The following is a 21239-nucleotide window of genomic DNA, read 5'->3' as shown; positions in this document are numbered from 1 at the left end:
ACAGAGCTATATACGCGTTTGACAGAATCTATCACGGATTATGACGCAGATTCGGGACACGAGCAGGGAGATGCGCCTGGACCCGGACTCCTTCGCCGGCGGCTACTTCCGGAACGCCGTCTACCGCCACTGGGACCCCTACGAGGACGTCCCCCAGGCGTTGCTCGACCAGGACCGGGAGCGCCTCATCGCCCGCGAGCAGACCGAACGGCAGTTCGACGGCCTCCGGCGGACGCTCGCGCTGTTCGGCGCCGGCGAGGAGGCCGTCACGGAGGACCTCGCCCCGCTGATGCTCGTCACGAACGACATCAACCGCCAGATGTTCCTCTCCTCACAGATATACGAGGAGGCCAAACACACCCAGTTCTTCGACCGCTACTGGCGCGAGGTGATAAACCCCGTCGCGGAGGCCTGTGGGTTCGAGGTGACCCTCCCCACCGACCAGCGCTACTTCAACGAGGACTACGTGGCGCTGTTCGACAAGACCGAGGCAGCGATGCAGCGCCTGCTCACCGACGACAGCCCCGAGAACCGCGCCCGGGCGTTCTGTCACTACCACCTCGTCGTCGAGTCGGTGCTGGCGCAGACGGGCTACTACGGCATCCAGTCGTCGTGGTCGCCGACGGGCGCCGACCTCGAGGTGGAGGGCGAACCCGTCCACCTGGAGGGTCTCATCGAGGGCGTCACCCGCATCCGGAGCGACGAGGGGCGCCACGTCGGCTTCGGCATGCACGAGGTCCGGCGACTCATCCAGGAGGAGGGCGTCGACCCCGCCGTCGTCCAGACCACGCTCCAGGACCTCATGCCCCACGTCGCGGGCACCGTCCAGTACGAGGACAGCCAGGTCGACTCGACGCCGCTGGTCGAGTACGCCAGCGACAAACTCACCCGACGCATCGAGATCATCACGAACGCCGAGGCCGACCTCCCGCCCGTCGAGGAACTCGTCCACGTCGAGGGGGGCGAGGACATCTCCGCGGCGGACTGACCGGCGACCGGCGCCGGCGTTCGACCCGGCACCGCGGACACGACGACCCGCTCCCCCCCGGCTGGCGACCGCCTCACGCCGCGTCCCGCAGTATTTGCCGTAAACTATATCTCCACGATTACTGTTGTGTGTTGACATGGCAATCGGTCGCTACCGGGACGTGCCCGACCGGATGGACGACGCGGAGTGTGCGGTGGCGGCCGCCCAGTACCCCGAGGGTGGGCTCGTCGTCGGGATGGGCCTCGGCATCGGCCTCGCGTTGCTGTTCGCGCCCGCGCTGGTGGCGGTCGGACCCCTCGTGGGGAGCGTCGCGGGGTTCGCCGCCGGCCGGTGGGTCGCGCGGCGGCGGCTCCGACAGCTCCGGGCGACGCGATGAGCGCCGAGGGGGCGGAGGCGCGCCTGCTCACCGACCGCGTCGGTCTGCTCGCCGTCCTGGCGCTGGTCGTCGGCAACGCCATCTCCGTCCCCATCTTCGTCCTCTCCGGCCCGCTGGCCGGGGCGGCCGGGCCGAGCGTCGTCCTCGCGGCGGTGCTCGCCGCGATTCCCGCCTCGTTCGTCGTCCTCTACAACGCGCTGCTGGGGTCGGCGATGCCCGTCGCCGGCGGCCTCTACGTCTACATCTCGCGGCTCACCGCACCGTTCTGGGGCTTCCTCGTCCCGTGGACGCTCCCGCTCGTCGTCTGGGCCACCCTGCTCGTGACGGCGACGGGCTTCGCCGAGTACGCCCGCTTCTTCGTCGACGTCCCCCCGCTCGTCCTGATGTACCTCCTGCTCGTGGGCGTGCTCGTCGTCAACCTCGTCGGCCTGAAACTCGTCGCGCGGGTCCAGCTCCTGCTCGTCGTCGGCCTCGTGGTGAGCCTCCTCGCGTTCATCGTCCCCGGCGCGACGGTGGTCGAGCCGGCGCACTTCACGCCGCTGTTCCCCGACCTCGGCGCGTTCGGTATCGCCGCCGTCGCGCTGTTCTACCCCTTCCTCGGCTTCGGACTCCTCGTGGAGCTGGGCGAGGAGATTTCCGACCCCGGCCGGACCATCCCGCTCGCGCTGTTCGGCGGTGTCGTCGTCGTCACGCTGTTCTACGTCGCCCTCGTCGCCGTGCTGGTGGGGGTCGTCCCGTGGACGGACCTCGGCGACCCCGCGGACCTCGCGTTCGCCGTACGGCGGTTCCTCCCGCCGTGGGGTGTCGGGCTCGTCGCCGCGGGCGCGCTGTTCGCCGTCGTCACCAGCGTCAACACCTCCCTGCTGGTCTCCTCGCGCACGCTCATGCGCGCCGGGCGCGACGGCATCCTCCCCCGGTCGCTCGCGCGCGTCCACCCCCGCTTCGGCACCCCCCACTACGCGCTGCTCGTCCTCGGCCTGCCGCCGTTCGTCCTCGTCCCCCTCTCGGACGACCTCATCGGCCTCTCGGCGTTCATCGGCCTCGCCAGCCTCACCGCGTACTTCTTCAGCGCCATCGGCCTGTGGAACCTCCCGCGGGAGTTCCCCGACCACTACGCGAACGCCGTCTTCCGCCTCCGGCGGGACCGCGGCCTCCCCCTCGCCGTCGTCGCCGGGGCGCTCGCCACGGGGGGCTTCTGGGTCGTCTCGCTGCTCCAGCTCCCCGCCGTCGGCGTCGTCCTCGTCGGCTGGTTCCTCCTCGGCTACGGCTACTACCGCCACCGCCTCGGGCGGACGGACCGCGTGGCGATGTACCGGCGGATGACCGCGCTCGACGACCACGAGGCGGCGTTCGCCCGGGAGGGACGGGACGGGCCGCGCGCCGACGGCGGGGAGTAGCCTACTGCTCGCCCTCGCGGCGCTTCACCAGCCCCAGGCCGACCCAGGAGATGACCTCGTCGCCGTCCTGGTTGTAGCCCGTCAACTTGCTCGTGACGTGCCCGCGGCTCGCGTCGCTCTCGGAGGGGCGTTTCTCCAGCACCTCCGAGGTGACGGAGATGGTGTCGCCGGGCTGGACCGGCCGGTACCACCGCAGTTCGTCGACGCCGAGCGCGCCCATCCCCGCCTGCTCGCCGAGGACGCCGTCGACGAGCTGGCGCATACAGAGCGCCGCCGTGTGCCACCCGCTGGCGATGAGCCCCCCGTAGGGGGAGTCGGCGGCCGCCTCCTCGTCGACGTGGAACGACTGGGGGTCGTACTGGGTGGCGAAGTCGATTATCTCCGCCTTCGTCACGGTCCGACTGCCACACTCGGTCACGTCGCCGACCTCGATGTCCTCGTAGTACTGCATCGAGGCGGGAGTCGGGTGAGGGGGACAAGAAGCTTCGGTACTCGGTACCGCAGACCACCGTCGGACGCGAGCGCCGGCGGGCGCGGTCCCCGGTCAGCGCCCCTCGAACGCGGGGTCGCGCCCCTCCGTGAACGACCGGACGCCCTCCTCGAAGTCGGCGGTGCGGGCGGTCCGGGCGATGGTGTCGGCCTCGGCGGCGAGGTGCGCCTCGAACCCCCGCTCGAAGCTCTCGGCGAGCAACTGCCGGGTCCGCCCGAGCGCGACGGTGGGCCCCGCCGCGAGGGCCTCGCTGACGGCGGTCAGTTCGTCGTCGAGGGCGTCGGCCGCGACGAGGTCGGTCGCGAGGCCCATCTCGACCGCCTCGGCGGCCGCCACGCGGCGGTTGCGCAGCGCGAAGTCGAGCGCCCCGCGCAGGCCGAGCAGGCGGGGGAGGAAGTACGTCGACCCCCCGTCGCCGGTCAGCCCGATGCGGGGGTAGCCGAACTGGAAGTACGACCCCTCGCCCGCGAGGACGACGTCGCCGAGGATGGCGAGGCTCAGGCCCGCGCCGACGGCCGGCCCGTTCACGCCCGTCACGACGGGCACCTCCGCCCGCCGGAGGTGGACGACGGCGTCGTGGAGGAGCGACGCGCCGCGGCGCATCTCCGTCGACGGGTCCGCGTCGGCGGCGAACCCGGCGACGTCGCCGCCGGCGCAGAAGACGCCGTCGGAGCCGGTGAGCGCGAGACAGCGCACGTCGTCGCCGTGCAGCGAGACGGCGAGGTCGAGCAGTTCGTCGGTCATCGTCCGGTTGAGCGCGTTCATCTTGCTCGTGCTGTCGATGGCGACGCGGAGGACGTCCCCCTCGCGCTCGACGCGGAAGTTCTCGTAGTCGTACGGCATACCCGCACCACAGCCAGCGCCGCCATAGTCCTTGCCGACCAGTAGTTTTTACTCGGCCGCTGTCGGAGTCGCGATGTATGTCATCACGACACAATGACGGAGGCGGGCAGCGGTGGTCGTAGTCGCCGGCTGCGGGGGGTACGTCCCCCTCTACCGCATCGAACGCGACACCATCGCGGCCCAGTTCGGCGAGTCCGGCCGCGGCGAGAGCGCCGTCCCCGCGCGCGACGAGAACCACGTCACGCTGGCGTGCGAGGCGGCCGAGACTGCGCTCGCGCGGGCGGCCCTCGCGGGCGACGACCTCGACGCCGTCCTCGCCGCGAGCGTCACCGACCCGTTCGCCGAACACGGCATCGCGGCCCACGTCGCCTACCGCCTCGGCGCGACCGGCGACGTCCGGACGGGCGACTTCCGGGCGACGCCGCGGGCGGCCACCGACGCGCTGTTCGCGGCGCGCGACGCCGTCGAGGCGACCGAGTCGACGGTGCTGGTCGTCGCGAGCGACGTCCTGCCCGCCGAGTCGGGCGACGACGACGAGCAGTACGCCGGCGCCGGGGCGGGTGCCGTCGTCCTCGCGCCCGACGCCGACGCGCCGGCGGCGTCGCTCACCGGGTGGGGCCAGGAGACGACGGGGTTCGTCGAGCGCCACCGCGAACACGGCGAACGTGCACGGAGCGGCGACGCGCGCTTCGAGCGCCGCCACGGCGTCGCGCCGGCGACCGAGGCGGCCGTCGAACGCGCCCTCGACGGTGGCGAGGCGCCCGCCCGCGCCGTCGCGAGCGCGCCGGACGCGCGACTGGCCCGGACCGCCCTCCGGAGCGTCGACGCCGAGCGGGTGAGCACGTTCGACGACGTGGGGTCGGCCGGCGTCGCCTCCTTCTTCCTCGACCTGGCGCACCTGCTGGAGACGACCGACGCGGGGACGCCCGCGCTCGCGGCCTGCTACGGCGCGGGCGGGGCGGACGCCGTCGCCCTCGAGGTCGGGTCGGGGTCGACCGAGGGACCGACCGTCTCGGCCCTCCTCGACGCGAAGGAGTACGTCACCTACGCGAAACACCTGGAGTATCGCCGGCCGGTCGAGTACCAGGGGGTGAACCGCGCGTGAGCGGCCCGCGCTACGAGCGGACGAAACGACAGGACCAGCGTCTCGTCGGCTTCGAGTGCCAGTCGTGCGGCTGGGTGTCGTTCCCGGAGGAGAAGCGGACGTGCAAGCGCTGCGGGGACGCGCCGGCCGATTTCGAGGCGGTGCAACTCGCCGAACGGGGGACCGTCGAGACGTTCGTCGTCCAGCAGTACCTCCCCGAGGACATCGAGACGCCACAGCCGGTCGCCGTCGTCTCGCTCCCGCAGGCGTCGGGGGCGGGCGAGGCGGCGCGCGCCTACGGCCTGCTGACCGAGACGCACCTGGCGGAACTCGACGTCGGCACCGAGGTCGAGGCGCGCTTTCGCGAACTGTTCAGCGACGGGCGTCGGCCCATCAACTCGCTGAAGTTCGCCGTGCCGCGCGCGTCGAAGGCCGGAGGTGAGGAATGACCCGCGACGCCTACGTCGTCGGCTCGGGCATCATCGAGTTCGGCGAGCGCTACGGGGACTCCTTCGACGACCTGCTGGAGGCGGCGTACCTCGACCTGCTCGGGAGCGTCGACGGTCTCGCTCCCGAGGACATCGACGCCGCCTGGTACGGCACCATCGACATCGCGGGCGAGGGCTCCTCGGGGTCGGCGCTCGCGCACGCGACGGGGCTCTTCGAGACGCCCATCACGCGCGTCGAGAACGCCTGCGCGACCGGGAGCGACGCCTTCCGTAACGCCTCGCTCGCCGTGCAGGCCGGCGCGGCCGACGTCGCGCTCGTCATCGGCGCGGAGAAGATGCTCGACGACACCGCCGGCCTCATCGGGAGCGCCGCGCTCGAACGCCTCTGGCGCGGGCGGGGCGTGACGATGCCCGCCTACTTCGGGATGCGCGCCACCCGCCACATGGCGGAGTACGGCACGACCCGCGACCAGATAGCCGAGGTGAGCGTGAAGAACCACGCCAACGGCGTGAAGTACCCCTACGCCCACCAGCAGTTCGAGTGCTCCGTCGAGGACGTCCGGAACTCCCCGACGGTGAGCTACCCGCTCAACCTCTACGACTGCTGTCCGGTGACCGACGGCGCCTGTGCCGTCCTGCTCGCGAGCGAGGAGCGCGCCCGCGAGTTCACCGACGCCCCCGTCCGCCACGCCGGGTGGGGCCTCTCGGCGGACTCCTTCCAGCGGGGGAGCGACCTCGCGCTGACGAACTTCCCCGCGACGCGACAGGCCGCGGAGCGAGCCTACGAGCGCGCCGGCATCACCGCCGCCGACGTCGACGTCGCCGAGGTCCACGACTGCTTCTCCATCACGGAGCTCATCACGTACGAGGACCTCGGCTTCTGCGCCGACGGCGAGGGCGGGGCGTTCGTCGAGCGTGCCACCCTCGACGGCGACACGCCCGTCAACCCCTCGGGGGGTCTGCTCTCGAAGGGCCACCCCATCGGCGCGACCGGCGTCGCCCAGGTGGCGGAGATATTCGAGCAGTTGCGCGGCGAGGCGGGCGACGTGCAGGTCGACGCGCCGGCGGTCGGCCTCCAGCACAACATCGGCATCGGGCGCAACGCGACCGGGGCCGTCAGCTGCGTCAACGTCCTCGAACGCACCTGAGCGGACTGGTCAGTCGGTGACGGGCATCGCGCCGTCGCTCCGCCACTGGAGGGCGCGGAGGCCGACCAGTACCGTGCCGCCGCCGGCCGCCCAGCCGAGAGCGGGGACCGCCGCCAGTCCCGGCAGGCCGAGGCAGGCGCCGGTGACGGCCGCGAGGCCGGCGAGGCCGGCGGCGACGTAACAGTCAGCCCACGGGAGCGGCTGGGGGTCGTCGAGACCCATGTACCGTTCGACCTCCACGGCGAGGTCGGTCAGCGTCACGACCTTGCGCTGGCGGTCGTACTCGACGACGCCGGCGGCGTCGAGTTTCGGGAGGTGCGACTGGTGGAGCGAGTTGTAGACGCTCTGGCGGACGTTCCGCGGCGGCGGCGACTCGCCCGTCTCGACCGTGGCGATGGCCTCCGCCAGCGTGGCCACCTCGGCGCGCTCGCCGTTCGCGCGTAACTGCTCGATGGCGTACCGCCGGCGGTCGTTCTGGAGGATGTTGTAGACGTCGCTCTCGGCGAGTGTCCGCTCCTCCCTGACTACGTTCGTGCTCATGGGTCCTCGGGCGCCCCGCGGTCGGGGCGATGCGCCGCTCCCCCGGATGGTCGACGACGTATCTGACAACTAGTACGAATGCACCGGAGAAAAAACTACCTGTTAATACAGAATTACCACGTTCAGTAAATATCTGTCGCGGCGCGACTCCGCTGCCCGGGAGGCCAACGAGCCGCGCGCTCCGGGGCGAACGGGGTCTGGCCGCCGTCGCGCGACGGCGACCGAATGAAGTCAATGACCTGCGGTTTCCGCGCGGTACGATGCTGTTCGCCTAGTCGAGGGACGTCCCGACGACGCACCCGCGGAGCTCGTCGGTGAGCGACTGGACGCGGGTGGAGAGGTCGGCGGCGTCGTCGTCGGTGACGACGCCCCGGGCCTGGAGGTCCTGGACGATACCGGCCAGTCCCTCCTCGGCGACGTTCAGTTCGATGATCTCGGCGGTCGTTACGTCGGTAGTTCGTGTGCCAGACATGCCGTCATCGGTGCTACGAGCGGGGGCCGGATACCCCTTACAGCTACGGGCGTGGGCGGACCGCGCCGACCGGGCTAGATGTGTAATGAGCGTGCAGTTTCCGAGACAGTGACACGAAAGGACCGGTCGGTCCGGCGACCGGCACGCGTGACGGACGGTCAGGGGACGGCGATTACTTCACGCGCGTCCGGAGGTCGTCCGCCCGGTCGAGCACGTCCGCGGCGAGCGCGCGCGCCCCCTCGGTGAACGCGTCCAGCGGGGCCTTGCGCTCGATGTTGTAGTACACCTCGGGTTCGGGGCCGAACTTGGCCTTGTACGTACAGAGGCGGGGCATGTTCGCGCCGACGAGGTCGTAGCGCGCGACGTCGCGGTCCATCGCCTCGCACATGATGTGCCAGTCGAGGAGGTCGGCGGCGGGGACGTCGCCGCCGTACTTCGCGCCCCCTTCCCAGCGGTAGATGGTGTCACCGTACTCCAGCGTGATCATCCCGCAGGCCAACTCGCCGCCGTGTTCGAGGACGTAGGGGCGCACCTGCCCCTCCGGGAGCGCCTCGTAGAGGTCGATGACGAACCCCGGGTAGACGCGGTACTCCTTCCCCTGTTCGTCGTGTCGGTCCTGTACCTGCTCGACGATGGCGCGTATCTCCTCGACGCCGCCCTCGTACACCTCGACGTCCTCGGTGTCGGTCTTCCGGATGTTGCTCCGGGCGTCGCGGCTGAACTCCGCCATCACCGCCTCCCGACCGGGCGTGAGGTCGACAACGTAGGTGTAGTACGGCGACGCCTCGTAGCCGTTCCAGAGGAACGGCCGGACGTCGGTGAAGCGCCCGCCGAGGCGGACGTGCGTCTCCGCGGGGGCGATGTCCTCCTCGACGTACTCGAGACAGCCCTCGACGAACTGGCGCTGGTGGCGCTCGGCGCGCCGGCGCTTCGTCCCCGCGAGGTTGAGCAGCGCCGGGCCGAGCGAGAAGCTCTCGAGGAGGTACGGCGGGCACTTCACGATACGGCGACGCCCGCGTTCGACCTCGAAGACGGGCATGATTCCCACGGGCTCCTGACCGTTGTAGCCGATCAGCGGGTGGAGGGTCGCCCCCGAGTGGGCGACGAGGAGCGAGAGCGCCTCGTACTGGTGAAAGAGGTTCGTCTGGTCCGACTGTTCGACACAGCGGTTCCAGACGTCGCGGTCCGACTCGTCGAGGGTGGTGACGTCGATGCTCATAGCGGTGTGTGCGTGTGGTCGTGTTCGTGACGTCCGTCTGCGGGGTCGGTCGGTCGGCGGTGCGTGGCGTCCGGACCGGCTCGCGCCGGCCCGATAGTTCGGTCGGTTCGGAGGGGTCGGGCGGTTCGGACGCTCATTCGAGGTAGCCGAGGTCCGCGAGGCGGTTCTCGACGCTGTACCCCGTGTCGCCCGTCCGGTCCTCGCGCGGCCCGGGACGGGGGTAGGTCGCCTCGCCGACGGGCGCCACCGGGTCGAGGACGCGCCCGTCCATCCGGTCGCTCGCCGGGACGCCGAGGCTCGCCAGCACCGTGGGCGCGACGTCGAGCAGGTGGGCGCCGTCGACGTCCGCGGCGGTGTCGACGCCCGCGCCGGCGGCGACGAGAATCCCGTCGCGCTTGTGGTTCCACGGTTCGTTGGGCGGCCCGAAGTGGTCGGCCCCGAGCCGGGCGGAGGGGAACTGGTCGTAGTTCGCGGGAATCGTCACGACGTCCACCGCGTCCTCGAGGTTCGGCCCCGAGAACACCTCCTCCCGGGGGACGACGCGCTCGAAGACGGGGTCGCCCGCGGGCGTCCGCACGCTCGAGAGCAGGTCGATGAGTTCCTCGCGCAGCGCCTCGTAGCGCTCGGGCGGGACGACCCCCTCGGGTTCGCGCCCCTCGAGGTTGATGCGGACGCCGAGTTCGACGGGCAGGCGCATGTACGCCCGCGAGGCGGCGAAGTCGACCTGCTCCTCGCCGGCGGCCGCCTGCACCAGCGACGCCGGGAGGAGGCGCGTCACGGCGTCGTCGAGGCCGACCCGCGAGAGCAGCGCCACCAGCCGGTCGGGGGTCACCCCGGCGCGGCCGGCGACGGCCATCCCCCGGTCGAGGGTGCGCGCGGCCAGCGGGCGGTCGTCGTCCCCCTCGTCGCCGCTCAACCGGTCGTGGAAGATGGGGACCCACGAGGGGCGCCCCTGGCCCGACCGGGTCGTCTCCAGGTAGCCCCGGTCGCGCAGGAAGGCGTTGACGCGGAACTCCTGGCCGGCGTACGGCCCGATGCCGTGGTCGCTCACGACGAAGACGGTGTCGGGGTCGCACTCCTCGAGGATGCGCCCGAGCTGCATGTCGATGGCCTGGTAGACCACGCGCAGTTCGTCCAGGTCGCCGGGCATGTCGTGGACGACGGTGTCCGACTGCTGGAACTGGACGAACCCGAAGTCGGGGTCGAAGCGCTCACAGAGGTAGCGAAACGCCTTCCCGCGCATCCTGACGAGCTTCATGTACTCGACGTGGCGGGTCGTCGGCGACGCCCGCGAGTTGAACTCCTCGCGCGAGTAGACGCGGTACTCACCGATGGCGTCCTCGACGTCGGCCAGGAGCCCGTCGGGGTGACACGGCGGCGCCTCGGGGGCGGTGAACCCCGGGACGATGGCCCCGTCGATGGCCGACGGCGGCGCCGTCACCGGGACGTTGACGACGACGCTCGACAGCCCACGGGCGTCGAGGATGTCCCACAGCGCGGGTTCCTCGACGTCCGTGGCGTCGAGGACGTCCCAGTCGTAGCCCTCGTACCGGAGGAAACTGTACGCGCCGTGCTTGCCGGGGTTCGTCCCCGTGAAGAGCGACGGCCAGGCGCTCGGCGTCCAGGGCGGGACCTGCGATTCGAGGGGCCCGGCGACGCCCGACTCGACGAGCGAGCGGAGGTTCGGCAGCAGGCCGCGCTCGAACATCGGGTCGAGCACCCCCTCGCAGGCCGCGTCGATGCCGACGACGAGCGTCCGGAGGTTCCGTCCGGTCATCGCGCGTCACCGGAGGTGAGGTCGATGTCCACGCCCCGCGAGGGGACGACGCCGGTGGACGTCGGTTCGATCCCCGCGAGCGCCCGCACCGCCGGCATCTCGAGGAAGCCGACGAGCATGAACAGCTCCCAGTAGAAGTTCTCCCCCTCGGCGTGCCGACGGTAGGTCTCGAGGACGCCGTCCCAGTCGAGGAACGGGAGCGCCTCGACGACGTCGCGGTTCGCCAGCAGGCTCTCGATGGCGAAGCGGTCGTGGCGGAGCAGTTCCGGCCCGTGGACCCACGGCCGGTGGCCGTAGTAGGGGACGTCGGGGGCGGTGTCCCGGCGCTGCCGGCGCATCGACGTCAGGTAGCGCCCGACGAAGTGGAGCGGGTAGGGCCGGTCGAGGCTGACGTCGGTGCTCGCGTGCGGGATGGCCGCGAGGTCGGGGGCCAGGCGCTCGATGGCCGTGTTGACGATGTCGCGACGGAGCTGGTACTTCACCGGGAGGCGCAGCGCGAGGTCTATCATGCGGTTGTCGAGGAACGGCGTCCAGTGGGGCATCGACTGGGTCAGCCCGTAGTAGAACAGGTCGGGGTCGTTCGACATGGGGTAGAACTCCCGCAGCGAGACGAGTTCGCGCATCGAGGGGTAGACGACGCCGTGGTGGTCGATACCGCGAACCGTCTCGCGGACGTTCGCCTCGAACGTCTCGCGCATCGTCATCGGGACGTCGAGGTACGGCGGGAGCGACTGGACCGCTCGGTCGACGTACGCCTCGACCGAGTCGACCGAGCGCTCGACGGGGAGCGTGAGCGTCCCGAGCGGCCCGAAGTCGGCCACCGCCGTCGGGAGCGTCGCGCCCTTGAACAGCACGTCGGCGTACAGTCCCGAGACCACGACGTCGACCTCCTCGCGGAGGCGGTCGTTGAACCCGGCGGTGTGAGCCTGGTCGAACCGACCGTAGAAGGGCATCATCGACGGGTTCTCCACGAGACACTCGCGGTGGTGGTCGGGGCCGCGCTTCAGCCAGACGAACGGGCAGTCGGCGGCGAGCGCGGAGCGCTCGGCGGTGCCGGCCTCGTCGCTCATCCAGTCGGAGAGGTGGTAGGCCGTGGTGTCGTGGTCGGCCGCCGCCGCGAGCACCAGCCGCGAGTCGCTCCCCCCGCTCAGCAGCACGCCGTACCGCCGGTCGTCGCGGAGGTAGTCCGCACAGACGGTCCGGAACGTCTCGACGAACTCGTCGACGAACGCCGAGAACGACCGGTCGACCGGTCGGTAGCGCGGCGTCCAGTAGCGACGCACCGCGGTGTCGCCCGTCTCGACGTCGACCGTGAGCACCGACGACGGCGGCACCTCGTCGATGCCGGCGAACGGCGTCCGACAGCCCGAGACGCGCCCCGTGGTGAAGAACTCCGGGAGGTACGTCTCCTCGAACTCGGCGTCGGTCGCCGCGGCGAGCGACTGGACGTGCGAGGAGACCGCGACCCCGCGCTCGCCCGCGACGTACAGCGGGTGGCTCCCCATCCGGTCGGTGACGAGGTGGACACACCCCGCGTCGGGGTCGGAGACGACGGCGGCGAACGTCCCGTTCAGGCGCTCGACGACGTCGAGGCCGTACCGGCCGTACAGGTCGGCCACCGTCCGCGCCGGCCGGTCGCGCTCCAGTCCGGAGAAGGCGGTGTACCCCGACGGCGACTCCACCCCGTAGACGTCCCCCCACAGCCACACCAGTTCGCCGTCGTCGGTCCGGGCCGGCTGGTCGCCGAACCCGTCGTTGACCGCGACGGAGACGGCCACGTCGCCCGCGGCGTGGTCGAACACCCGCTCTCGGCCCGACCACCGGAGCCCCTCTCGCAGTCGGTCGATATCGCACTCGGCGGCGCCGAGTGCCCCACACAACCCTGGCATTACCTCCCGATTCCGACGGAACATACTTCGTTAAGCAGCGACATCTGCTCTGATGTCCGCGTTTATACCTATCTTTTCTGAAAATACATACTTCGAGTGGTTCTCGGGTACTAAAACGTCGTGTTTCGATGATAGTGTGGTCGCGTCGTCCGGTATGGAGCGTCGCAACGGTCGGCTAAACGGTCCGGCGTCACGCGGCGGGACGGGGGACGAGGTCCGAGACGTACCCGAGGAGCAACGACCGCAACGGTGGGTAGAGGAGGACGACGACCGCGTACACCGCCGCGCCGACGGCCACCGTCGCGAGCAGGCGCGGGACCGTCGTCGTCGGCAGTTGCGTCCGGACGGCGACGACGACGGCCGCCATCACCCCGGAGGCGACGACGCACCACGCGAGGTTCGCGTAGGGGAGACGGAACGCGATGAACTCCCGGAGGTAGTGGACGCGCAGGACCATCCCGACGGTGAACGAGAACGTGGTGGCGACGGCGGCGCCGAGCAGGCCGAACTCCGTGATGAGCGCGACGTTGAGGACGACGTTGAGCGCCAGCGCGACGACGGTGGCCCGCGCGACGAGGTTCGGCTTGTCGAGCCCGAGCAGACACTTGCCGACGACGAGCTGGATGGCCTCGGGAATCTTCCCCGCGACCAGCACGACCAGCGCGAGCGAGGCGGCGCCGAAGTCCTCCCCGAAGACGAGGCCGAGCACGTCGGGCGCCAGCAGCGCCACGCCGAAGATAGAGGGGATGATGAGCAACAGCGAGGGGACGATACTGGAGGAGACGAGCCGTTCGATGCGGTCGGTCTCCGAGTTCGCGTCCCACGCGCTCGTCTGGGGGAGGACGGACATGCTGATGGCCGCCGCGAGCAGCGTCGTCACGCCCGCGACCCGCCAGGCCACCTCGTAGGCGCCGACGGCCGACTGGGTGAGGAACAGCCCGATGATGAGGACGTCCGTCCAGCTGTGGACCTCGATACCGATGCTCGGGATGAGGTTGTACTTCGCGTAGTGAAAGAGCGAGGTCGCGTCGTCGGTCCGGGGGCGCGACAGCGGCGGCCGGTTCCGGACGAGCGCCCACGCGGAGCTGAGCGCCGAGCCGACGAGCACCCCGAACACCAGCGCCAGCACGTCGACGCCGAGCAGGATGAGCGCCACCGACGTCCCCATCTGGAGGAGCGAACTCAGCAGCTGGATGTCGGCGGTGTCGCCGACGCGGAGGTCGCCGCGGTACCACGCCATCGTGAGGCGTTTCACCTGCGTCAGCGTGATGGCGAGGACGAGCCAGCCGGCGAGGTCGGCGCCGATGTAGGCGTTGAGCGGCCCGCGAAACAGCAGCACGCCGAAGGCGACGAGCGAGAGGAGGCCGACCATCAGCGCCGCCGCCGAGGAGACGACGCTGCCGGCGTCCTGGCCGCCGCTGATGCGTTTCTCCATCGCCGTCGCGAGGCCGAGGTCCGAGAGCATCACGAGGACGCTCGACGCCGCCTGGAACAGGAAGAACACGCCCATCTGCGCGCTCCCGAGCTGGCGGGCGAAGAACGCGAGCGCGACGAACGAGACGGCGTTCGTGGCGAGTTGCGCCCCGAACAGCTTCAGGCTCGACCGGGAGATGTTCATCGACATAGGTGGGTCACGGGAGGCGGGCGGCGAGCGCGTCGACGTCCGCCGGCGTCATGTCCTGGTTGACCGGGAGGACGACGAGACTGTCGGCCAGGTCGTGCTCGACCCGGAACGCGCGCGAGACGTCCGCAGGAAGCGTCGGCCACGTGAAGACGGTGACGAACTCGGAGAGCGCGTCGACGACGGCCCCGGGGTCGGCCGCGCGCACCGGGAAGTACCACGGGCAGACGCCCGCCGGGAGGCGCTCGAAGACCGGGGTGAAGCGGTCGTCGGGGGCGAGGTGGTGGAGCCACCGGGCGAAGACCGCCCGCCGGGTCGCGACCACGTCGACGGCGTCGATGCGCGTCAGCGCGAGCGCCGACAGCCGCGACAGCCGCCGTTTCACCCCCTGGTACTCGCCGACCGGGTCCGCCGAGGGCGGCGCGGCGGGGGCGCCCCCGTTCGACGCCGCCTTCGCCAGGCTGTCGACCGCCGCCCCCAGTCGGCCGGTCCGGGCCGCGAGGACGCCCGCGACGTGTCTGACGTCGGCGGCGGTGTAGCGCTCGCGGGTGCCCATCAGGGGGTACCGCGTCGCGGGGTCGACCCGCGGGCCGTTGAAGTAGAGGACCGCCCCGTCGGGGATAGGGAGCGTCTTGTGGAGGCTGGAGAACCCCACGTCGCCGCGCGTCCCGAGGAGGCGTCCCTCGTGGCGACTCAGCACGGAGTGGGAGGCGTTGTCGACGAGCGCGAGGTCGTGGCGCTCGGCGAGGTCGGCGAACGCCTCGAAGGAGGGCTGGGGGAACCCGAAGTAGTGGACGACCATCACCGCCGCCGTCTCGTCGTCGACGCGGGCCTCGGCGTCGGCCACGTCGAGCGTCAGGTCCGGGCCGATACCGTAGTACCGTGGCTCGAGGTCGAACTCGCGGAGCGGTTCGACGATACCCGGCGGGAGGTACGCCGGGAGCAGGACGTTCGACCCGGCGAGGTCGAGCGCCGCGAGCGCGGTGCGGAACGCGACCTTGCTGCTGGAACAGCGTCGATAGGGAACGCCGGCACGGTCGAGCGTCCGGCGGACGCTCCGGCGCGACGGTGACCGCAGCGGCCAGAGGTGCTCGCGGGGTTCGGAGGCGACGTCGGGGGCGGTCATCGCCGGACGGCCGACACGACGCTCGGGAACCGACGGTACTCGCGGGGACGGGCCATCTGTCGTGGGGGGACCCGTCGACCGGGCATTGTTATACGCGGCTTACGCCGCCGCTCAGTCGCCCGGGTCGGGGTGGGGCGTCCCGTGCGGCGACTGTCGCCCCGTGAGGAGGGTGGCGACGGCGAGCGCGAGCGTCCCCGCCGCCGCGACGGCCAGCAGGGGGCGGTAGCCGACGACGGCGCCGAGGCCGGTGAACAGCACCGGTCCCGCAGCGCGCCCGAGGAAGGTGGTGCTGTTGCGGATGCTGAGCGCGCCGGCGCGGTAGCGCTCGGCGACGAGGTCGCTCACGGCGGCGTCGACCGCCGGCATGCTCACCCCGAGGCCGGCGCCGAAGACGCCCACCGCGACCGCGACCGCCGCCGGCGTGGGGGCGACCCACATCGCGGCGAGGCCGACGCCGAAACAGCCGTAGCCGACGGCGACGAGCTGGCGGTTCGTGAAGCGCCGCGCGAGGCGACCGTTCTGCATCGAGACGACGATGGCGGCGCCCTCGGAGGCCAGCAGCGCCACCCCGATGAACAGCGGCGCGAGGGCGAACTCCGCCGACAGCAGGAACGGCAGCGCCGTCGCGATGGCGCCCAGCGTGAGCAGTTCGGTGACGAACGCCGCGCCGTAGTACGTCCCCGCGTCGCGCCCGACGAGCGCGGAGGCGGCCCCGCGCAGGTAGGCGAGGCTCCGCGTCTCGCGGTCGCTCGTCGGCTCCTCGAGGGCGACGGCCGCCACGAGCGCGAGGGGGACGCCGACGAAGTACACCAGGAAGGGCGCGCTCCAGGACACCGCGGCGAGCGCCCCGCCGAGGAGGGGGAACACCGCCGCGCCGAGCGACAGGGCGGCGATGTTCGCCCCGAAGACGGCGTTGCGCTGGACGCCCTCGTAGGCGTCGGCGATGATGGTGACCGTGGTGACGAAGACGCCCGCCGAGGCGACGCCCTGGACGAGGCGGAGCGCGAGCACGACGTCGAACGTCGGCGCGAACGCGATGGCGCCGCCCGTGACGCTGAACCCGAGCAGCGACCAGACGAGCACGCGCCGACGACCCACGCGGTCGACGACGAGGCCGATGAACGGCGAGAGGACGATGCCGACGGCGAAGTAGGCGCTGACGAGCAGGCTCGCCCGCGCGTCCGTCAGCGCGAAGGCGTCCCTGACGACGGGGAGCGCGGGACTGACGAGCGGGACGCCGAGGGGCGCGAGGAGCGTGCTCGCGAGCACGATCTGCACCGTCGGCGAGCGCCACGGGACCCGCGCCCGGTCCGAGTCGCTCCCGGTCATCGCTCCTCCACCTCGATGTCGGTCGCGCGCGCGTCACCCTCGTCCCCGCGCTCGACGGGCGGAATCAACCGGTAGAACCGGAAGAAGTAGTTCTCCACGGGGAGGGTTTCGACCGCCGCGAAGCCGGCGGCCTCGGCGTACGCCCCGAGCGTCGAGGGGCGCATGACCGTCCCCGTGGCCGCCGAGGGATGCTCGGCCCGGCCGACGGGGAGGCAGTGGAGGACGCTCCAGCCGTACATCATCCACTCGACGTCGGTGCCCTCGGCCGTGAACGTCTCGCCGACCCGCTCGTCGACGACGAGCACCGCCCCGTCGGGGCCGGCGAGGCGGCGCATCGTCCGCAGCGCCCCCTCCGGGTCCGACATGTCGTGGACGCACTCGAACGCCGTCACGAGGTCGTACTCGCCCGCGAGCGACGGGTCGCTCGCGTCGCGCTCGTGAATCGAGACGCGGTCGTCGAGGCCGGCGGCGGCGACGTTCTCGCGCGCCAGTGCCACGCTCGCCCGGTCGAGGTCGTAGCCGTCGACGCGCACCTCGGGGTAGTGCTCGGCGAGACCGATACAGGCCCACCCGCCGCCGCACCCGATGTCCGCGACGTGGGCGCCGCCGGCGTGCAGGCGCGCCTCGACGTCCGGCATGGCGGGGAACCACTCCTCGCTCAGGTCCGAACGGAACGCCGGACGGTTGACCCGCGACTGGCCCTCGCGCAGGTCGCGGCCGTACGCCTCGTAGGGGACGCCCGCGCCGGTTCGGTAGGCGTCGACGACGGCGTCGAGCGGCCGGACCGCCCCCGCGAACACCTGGAACAGCGGGACGACGTAGTTCGGGCTGTCGGGGTCGACGAGCGCCTCGACGTGCGCCGCCGGGAGGCGGAACGCCCGGTCCGCGGGCGCGGCGTCCTCCTCGCGCACCTCGAGGAACCCCGTCACGGTCTGCTGTTCGAGCCACTCGCGGACGTAGCGTTCGTCGCAGTCGGTCCGCGCCGCCAGGCCGGCGCTCGTGACCCACTCGCCGTCGGCCAGCGCCTCGTAGAACCCCAGTCGGTCGCCGAGGTAGACGGTGAAGACCTCGAAGGCCCCGCGCGTGGCGTCGAGCAGTCGGTCGACGAACGCCTCGGTCGCGTCGATGTCGGTCGTGGACATACCACATGGTTGCGCGCCGACGGCGTTATAGTTAATTTTCGAGAGAGGTTCGGGGAGGTGGAATCGCTCGCCGGGGTCGGACACCGTTCGCGGCGTGAGACGCGTCTCGTCGCCTGAGATAGGCTTATCCGCGACCACGGCATCCGGTCGCACGGGAGGGTCGAGCGAGACGCTCGGCGATTCGTATCATGACTTCGACAATCGCGGAGGAGCTTCGACAGGAGGCGGCGCGACTCGACATCCGGACCCGGCTGGACGAGGAGCGGCGCATCGACACCGACCGACTCTGCGAGTACGTCCGTCACGGCCCGCTGTTGGAGGCGCTGTTCGACGGTCCGCTCGACCGGCGCGACATCGAGGCGGCGCTCGGCGTCTCGCGGGCGACGAGCCACCGCTTCACGCGCTGGCTGGAGGACGAGGGGCTGGCGACGAAGGTCGACGGGGAGTTCGCGCTGACCGGGCAGGGGGAGGTCATCGCCGAGGAGATACTCCGCTTCGAACTCCACGTGGCGGCCGCCCAGCGCCTCGCACCCCTGTTGTCGAGCATCTGTGAGAACCACAAGGAGTTCGTCATCGAGCCGTTCGCCGACGCGACGGTGACCACCGCCGACCCGGCCGACCCCTACCGCCCGGTGCGGCGGTTCGTCTCGCTGGTCGAGGCGTCGGCGACCCTCCGCGGGTTCAACACCACCGCGATGGCACCGCTGACGATGGAGACGTTCTACGAGCGCCTCTTCGAGGAGATGGAGACGGAGTTCGTCTACCTGCCGAACGCCGTCGACGCGCTGCTCGCGACCTATCCCGAGCAGGCGGGGCGGGTCCTGGAGACGGGGCGACTCACGCTGTTCACCCGCGAGGCGCTCCCCTACGGCCTCGCGCTGTTCGACGACCGGGTCGGCATCGGCGGTTACGACGAGGAGACGGGACTCCTGCACGTCTTCGTCGACACCGACGCCTCGCGCGCGCGTGACTGGGCGGAGCAGGTGTACGACCTGTTCAAGGCGGACTCCGACCCGCTGGAGGGCGTGGCGGGCCTCGACGCGGAGCGGGAGTGAGTCGCGACCACCACGGACGCGGACGCGGACGCCAGGTACATACTCCTCTGTCACCTCTCTCGACCCATGACGGAGCGAGCCACGTTCGGCGGCGGGTGCTTCTGGTGTACCGAGGCGGCGATGAAGGAACTCGACGGCGTGGCGTCGGTCACGTCGGGCTACGCGGGCGGCCACACCGAGAACCCCACCTACCGCGAGGTCTGTAGCGGTACCACCGGCCACGCGGAGGTCGTCCAGGTCGAGTACGACCCCGACGTCATCGGGTACGACGAGCTACTGGAGGTGTTCTTCGCCACGCACGACCCCACCCAGTTGAACCGCCAGGGGCCGGACGTCGGGACCCAGTACCGCTCCATCGTCCTCGCCCACGACGAGGACCAGCGACGACAGGTCGAGGCCTACGTCGAGGCGCTCGACGAGGAGTACGCCGACGAGGTCGTCACGGAAATCACTGAACTGGAGACGTTCTACCCGGCCGAGGAGAAACACCAGGACTACTTCGAGAAGAACCCCCGCGACGCCTACTGTCGGATGCACGCGGCGCCGAAGGTCGAGAAGGTCCGCGAGACGTTCACGGCGAAGCTGAAGCAGGCGTAGGCGGTCTCGCCATCACCCGGTTCGAGGGGGCACGGGTGGGGGTCCCCTGCCGGTCCGAACCCGCGGCGTCGACGGTTTCGACCGACTGCGCTTCGGGAGCGCGCTCGTAGAGGTAGAGGTCGATACCGACGAACGAGCGCTCCCAGGTGCGCGTGTGGTCTCGCTCGACGTGGTCGAGGACGCGCTCGCGGTCGTCCTCGGTGATGTGCGAGAACACGACCCACACCCGGTCGCGCCCCTCGACCATCTCGCGTATCGTCTCGTTGGGCGTCGGGGCGTACCCAGTCCCCGAATCGACGGCGATGACGTCGCGGACGACCAGGTCCTCGCCCGCGCGCGCGGAGTAGTGGTCGACGCCGCGGCGCGTGATGCGGTCGGCCACGAGGACGAAGTCCCCGGCCTCGGCGCGCTCGTCGAGCGTCGCGCCCACCTCGTCCCACTCCTCTTTCTGCGTGGTGGTGTGGTACTGGACGACGCCGGGCAGGAGGCTACAGACGAGCAGGAGCGCGACGACGGCCCGGAGCGGCGGGCGGGGGATGTCCCGGACGCCCTTCGCCATCAGCACGAAGAGGGCGGGGGAGGCCGCGATGGTGTAGCGCGGCCAGAACACCGGCGTCACGAGGTAGGAGACGACCACCGGGACCAGCAACGGTCCGAGGAACCAGAGGAGGACGAGCGCGGTGTTCTCGCTCTCGCCGTCGCGCGGGAGGAGGCGGCGGACGGTCGCCGCGAGCGTCGTGGCGGACCCGCGCGCGCCCCGCCAGCGGCCGAACGCGCCGCGGGCGTCGACCAGACCGACGGCGACGACGGCTCCCGAGAGCGCGAGACCGGCGAACAGCACCCAGCGCGGCGCGCCGGCGTAGCCGACGTGTTCGGCGATGGCGCCCACGACCTGCCGGGGCGTCGGCGGCGGGATGTAGGAGTACGTCGCCGAGCGTCCCCGGAGGAGGGCACCCACGAGCAGCGGCGCGACGGCGAGCGTCACGCCCAGCGCCGGCAGTCGCCAGCGCGGCGGCACCGTCGGCGGCCACCCCTCGCGGTGGAGCCACCGGCCGAGGAGGTACGTCCCCTGGGCGGCGACGACGAACAGGGCGAAGGGGTGGGTGTAGAGGAGCGCGAGCGTGACGAACAGGTACCCCACCCGGTCGCGCCGGTCGTCACCGTCGCGGACGCGGACGAGCAGCAGGTAGGAGACGACCGTCAGCAGCGTCAGCAGGCTGTACATCCGCACCTCCTGGGAGTGATAGACGTGGAAGCGCGAGAGCGCGAGCACCGTCGCCGCCAGCAGGCCGACCCGGCGGTCGAACAGGGTCGTCCCGAGCGCGTAGAGCGCGGCGACGGCCGCGACCCCGAACACCGCCGACGGGAAGCGCAGGGCCGCCTCCGAGGTGCCGGCGAGCGCCGTCCACAGGTCGAGGAGGACGTAGTAGACCGGCAGGTGGGGCTGGTTGAGCGGGATGACCCACAGGAGTTCCAGGGGACCGTTCGCGGTGACGAAATCGAGGGTGATGAGTTCGTCCGTCCAGAGGCTCTCCGCCCCGAGGGTCGCGAACCGCACCACAGCGGCCAGCGCCACGACGAGGAGCCAGCCGTGGGCGAGGAGGGCCCGTCGGAGGCGGGCGGTCGGGGTCGTGGGGCGGTCCTCGCTCGCGTCGGCCACGCGAGTCACCGTCCCTGGGGGACGACCGCCGTGGACG

The 21239-nt window shown here is 71.4% G+C and carries 20 protein-coding genes; 8 read left to right on the top strand and 12 right to left on the bottom strand.

Annotation, left to right across the window (positions count from 1 at the left end; all coding sequences use genetic code 11):
- The first annotated feature begins 40 nt into the window (after positions 1 to 40).
- From P1Y20_RS18590 to P1Y20_RS18580, 3 genes are all read left to right on the top strand, one after another.
- Positions 41 to 988, top strand: a complete 948-nt coding sequence (locus P1Y20_RS18590) for a ferritin family protein (RefSeq protein WP_304450188.1) — start codon at positions 41 to 43, stop codon at positions 986 to 988.
- 136 nt (positions 989 to 1124) lie between these two features.
- Positions 1125 to 1364 (top strand): hypothetical protein, encoded by a 240-nt coding sequence (locus P1Y20_RS18585; protein WP_304450187.1) that lies wholly within the window; start codon positions 1125 to 1127, stop codon positions 1362 to 1364.
- The gene (locus P1Y20_RS18580; RefSeq protein ID WP_304450186.1) at positions 1361 to 2761 is read left to right on the top strand and encodes an APC family permease; all 1401 of its coding nucleotides are present in this window, start codon (positions 1361 to 1363) and stop codon (positions 2759 to 2761) included. The genes P1Y20_RS18585 and P1Y20_RS18580 overlap by 4 nt, the downstream gene beginning before the upstream one ends.
- A 1-nt stretch (position 2762) precedes the next feature.
- On the opposite strand, the gene P1Y20_RS18575 is transcribed toward P1Y20_RS18580, so the two are convergent.
- On the bottom strand, positions 2763 to 3212 hold the full coding sequence (locus tag P1Y20_RS18575) for a MaoC family dehydratase (protein ID WP_304450185.1): 450 nt from the start codon (positions 3210 to 3212) through the stop codon (positions 2763 to 2765).
- Positions 3213 to 3305: 93 nt separating this feature from the next.
- Positions 3306 to 4094, bottom strand: coding sequence for an enoyl-CoA hydratase/isomerase family protein (locus tag P1Y20_RS18570; RefSeq protein ID WP_304450184.1), 789 nt, complete (start codon positions 4092 to 4094; stop codon positions 3306 to 3308).
- Positions 4095 to 4206: 112 nt separating this feature from the next.
- Between P1Y20_RS18570 and P1Y20_RS18565 the strand changes: the two genes are divergently transcribed.
- The 3 genes from P1Y20_RS18565 to P1Y20_RS18555 are packed head-to-tail and all read left to right on the top strand — an operon-like array spanning position 4207 to position 6775.
- Positions 4207 to 5199, top strand: coding sequence for a hypothetical protein (locus P1Y20_RS18565; protein WP_304450183.1), 993 nt, complete (start codon positions 4207 to 4209; stop codon positions 5197 to 5199).
- Positions 5196 to 5627, top strand: a complete 432-nt coding sequence (locus tag P1Y20_RS18560) for a Zn-ribbon domain-containing OB-fold protein (protein WP_304450182.1) — start codon at positions 5196 to 5198, stop codon at positions 5625 to 5627. The genes P1Y20_RS18565 and P1Y20_RS18560 overlap by 4 nt, the downstream gene beginning before the upstream one ends.
- A complete protein-coding gene (locus tag P1Y20_RS18555) occupies positions 5624 to 6775 on the top strand; it encodes a thiolase family protein (protein ID WP_304450181.1) in 1152 nt (383 codons plus the stop codon). Before P1Y20_RS18560 ends, P1Y20_RS18555 begins: the two co-directional genes overlap by 4 nt.
- A 9-nt stretch (positions 6776 to 6784) precedes the next feature.
- On the opposite strand, the gene P1Y20_RS18550 is transcribed toward P1Y20_RS18555, so the two are convergent.
- The 9 genes from P1Y20_RS18550 to P1Y20_RS18510 form a co-directional block, all read right to left on the bottom strand.
- A complete protein-coding gene (locus tag P1Y20_RS18550) occupies positions 6785 to 7315 on the bottom strand; it encodes a DUF7344 domain-containing protein (RefSeq protein WP_304450180.1) in 531 nt (176 codons plus the stop codon).
- A 271-nt stretch (positions 7316 to 7586) separates the two neighbouring features.
- Positions 7587 to 7787 carry a hypothetical protein gene (locus P1Y20_RS18545; protein ID WP_304450179.1) on the bottom strand — a complete coding sequence of 67 codons (201 nt, stop codon included), beginning with the start codon at positions 7785 to 7787 and terminating at the stop codon, positions 7587 to 7589.
- A gap of 172 nt (positions 7788 to 7959) precedes the next feature.
- Positions 7960 to 9006, bottom strand: coding sequence for a lipid II:glycine glycyltransferase FemX (locus P1Y20_RS18540; protein WP_304450178.1), 1047 nt, complete (start codon positions 9004 to 9006; stop codon positions 7960 to 7962).
- 133 nt (positions 9007 to 9139) lie between these two features.
- A complete protein-coding gene (locus tag P1Y20_RS18535) occupies positions 9140 to 10783 on the bottom strand; it encodes an alkaline phosphatase family protein (protein ID WP_304450177.1) in 1644 nt (547 codons plus the stop codon).
- On the bottom strand, positions 10780 to 12672 hold the full coding sequence (locus P1Y20_RS18530; RefSeq protein ID WP_304450176.1) for an asparagine synthase-related protein: 1893 nt from the start codon (positions 12670 to 12672) through the stop codon (positions 10780 to 10782). Before P1Y20_RS18530 ends, P1Y20_RS18535 begins: the two co-directional genes overlap by 4 nt.
- A gap of 190 nt (positions 12673 to 12862) precedes the next feature.
- A complete protein-coding gene (locus P1Y20_RS18525) occupies positions 12863 to 14296 on the bottom strand; it encodes a flippase (protein ID WP_304450175.1) in 1434 nt (477 codons plus the stop codon).
- Between the two features lie 7 nt (positions 14297 to 14303).
- Positions 14304 to 15419, bottom strand: coding sequence for a DegT/DnrJ/EryC1/StrS family aminotransferase (locus P1Y20_RS18520; RefSeq protein ID WP_304450174.1), 1116 nt, complete (start codon positions 15417 to 15419; stop codon positions 14304 to 14306).
- Between the two features lie 111 nt (positions 15420 to 15530).
- On the bottom strand, positions 15531 to 16748 hold the full coding sequence (locus P1Y20_RS18515) for an MFS transporter (RefSeq protein ID WP_304450173.1): 1218 nt from the start codon (positions 16746 to 16748) through the stop codon (positions 15531 to 15533).
- The gene (locus tag P1Y20_RS18510; RefSeq protein ID WP_304450172.1) at positions 16745 to 17890 is read right to left on the bottom strand and encodes an SAM-dependent methyltransferase; all 1146 of its coding nucleotides are present in this window, start codon (positions 17888 to 17890) and stop codon (positions 16745 to 16747) included. The genes P1Y20_RS18515 and P1Y20_RS18510 overlap by 4 nt, the downstream gene beginning before the upstream one ends.
- A gap of 188 nt (positions 17891 to 18078) precedes the next feature.
- On the opposite strand from P1Y20_RS18510, the gene P1Y20_RS18505 reads away from it, so the two are divergent.
- Both P1Y20_RS18505 and msrA read left to right on the top strand, forming a co-directional pair.
- Positions 18079 to 18945 carry a helix-turn-helix transcriptional regulator gene (locus tag P1Y20_RS18505; protein ID WP_304450171.1) on the top strand — a complete coding sequence of 289 codons (867 nt, stop codon included), beginning with the start codon at positions 18079 to 18081 and terminating at the stop codon, positions 18943 to 18945.
- A gap of 66 nt (positions 18946 to 19011) precedes the next feature.
- On the top strand, positions 19012 to 19542 hold the full coding sequence (gene msrA / locus P1Y20_RS18500; protein WP_304450170.1) for a peptide-methionine (S)-S-oxide reductase MsrA: 531 nt from the start codon (positions 19012 to 19014) through the stop codon (positions 19540 to 19542).
- Here the strand turns inward: msrA and P1Y20_RS18495 are convergent.
- Positions 19517 to 21202, bottom strand: coding sequence for a glycosyltransferase family 39 protein (locus tag P1Y20_RS18495; RefSeq protein ID WP_304450169.1), 1686 nt, complete (start codon positions 21200 to 21202; stop codon positions 19517 to 19519). The genes msrA and P1Y20_RS18495 overlap by 26 nt on opposite strands.
- Positions 21203 to 21239 lie beyond the last annotated feature (37 nt).

The sequence above is a fragment of the Halomarina ordinaria genome (genome assembly GCF_030553305.1).
GTDB classification, from domain to species: Archaea; Halobacteriota; Halobacteria; order Halobacteriales; family Haloarculaceae; genus Halomarina; species Halomarina ordinaria.
The sequence above is the reverse complement of the archived record's forward strand: the minus strand, read 5'-3'. Positions and strand labels throughout refer to the sequence as shown.

Bases quoted from the DNA above. Each gene is read 5' to 3' on its own strand.
- P1Y20_RS18520 (WP_304450174.1), bottom strand. From the start codon at position 15,419: ATGACCGCCCCCGACGTCGCCTCCGAACCCCGCGAGCACCTCTGGCCG.
- P1Y20_RS18530 (WP_304450176.1), bottom strand. From the start codon at position 12,672: ATGCCAGGGTTGTGTGGGGCACTCGGCGCCGCCGAGTGCGATATCGAC.
- P1Y20_RS18590 (WP_304450188.1), top strand. From the start codon at position 41: ATGACGCAGATTCGGGACACGAGCAGGGAGATGCGCCTGGACCCGGAC.
- P1Y20_RS18510 (WP_304450172.1), bottom strand. From the start codon at position 17,890: ATGTCCACGACCGACATCGACGCGACCGAGGCGTTCGTCGACCGACTG.
- P1Y20_RS18525 (WP_304450175.1), bottom strand. From the start codon at position 14,296: ATGTCGATGAACATCTCCCGGTCGAGCCTGAAGCTGTTCGGGGCGCAA.
- P1Y20_RS18545 (WP_304450179.1), bottom strand. From the start codon at position 7,787: ATGTCTGGCACACGAACTACCGACGTAACGACCGCCGAGATCATCGAA.
- P1Y20_RS18540 (WP_304450178.1), bottom strand. From the start codon at position 9,006: ATGAGCATCGACGTCACCACCCTCGACGAGTCGGACCGCGACGTCTGG.
- P1Y20_RS18585 (WP_304450187.1), top strand. From the start codon at position 1,125: ATGGCAATCGGTCGCTACCGGGACGTGCCCGACCGGATGGACGACGCG.
- P1Y20_RS18550 (WP_304450180.1), bottom strand. From the start codon at position 7,315: ATGAGCACGAACGTAGTCAGGGAGGAGCGGACACTCGCCGAGAGCGAC.
- P1Y20_RS18555 (WP_304450181.1), top strand. From the start codon at position 5,624: ATGACCCGCGACGCCTACGTCGTCGGCTCGGGCATCATCGAGTTCGGC.
- P1Y20_RS18575 (WP_304450185.1), bottom strand. From the start codon at position 3,212: ATGCAGTACTACGAGGACATCGAGGTCGGCGACGTGACCGAGTGTGGC.
- P1Y20_RS18515 (WP_304450173.1), bottom strand. From the start codon at position 16,748: ATGACCGGGAGCGACTCGGACCGGGCGCGGGTCCCGTGGCGCTCGCCG.
- msrA (WP_304450170.1), top strand. From the start codon at position 19,012: ATGACGGAGCGAGCCACGTTCGGCGGCGGGTGCTTCTGGTGTACCGAG.
- P1Y20_RS18580 (WP_304450186.1), top strand. From the start codon at position 1,361: ATGAGCGCCGAGGGGGCGGAGGCGCGCCTGCTCACCGACCGCGTCGGT.
- P1Y20_RS18505 (WP_304450171.1), top strand. From the start codon at position 18,079: ATGACTTCGACAATCGCGGAGGAGCTTCGACAGGAGGCGGCGCGACTC.
- P1Y20_RS18535 (WP_304450177.1), bottom strand. From the start codon at position 10,783: ATGACCGGACGGAACCTCCGGACGCTCGTCGTCGGCATCGACGCGGCC.
- P1Y20_RS18570 (WP_304450184.1), bottom strand. From the start codon at position 4,094: ATGCCGTACGACTACGAGAACTTCCGCGTCGAGCGCGAGGGGGACGTC.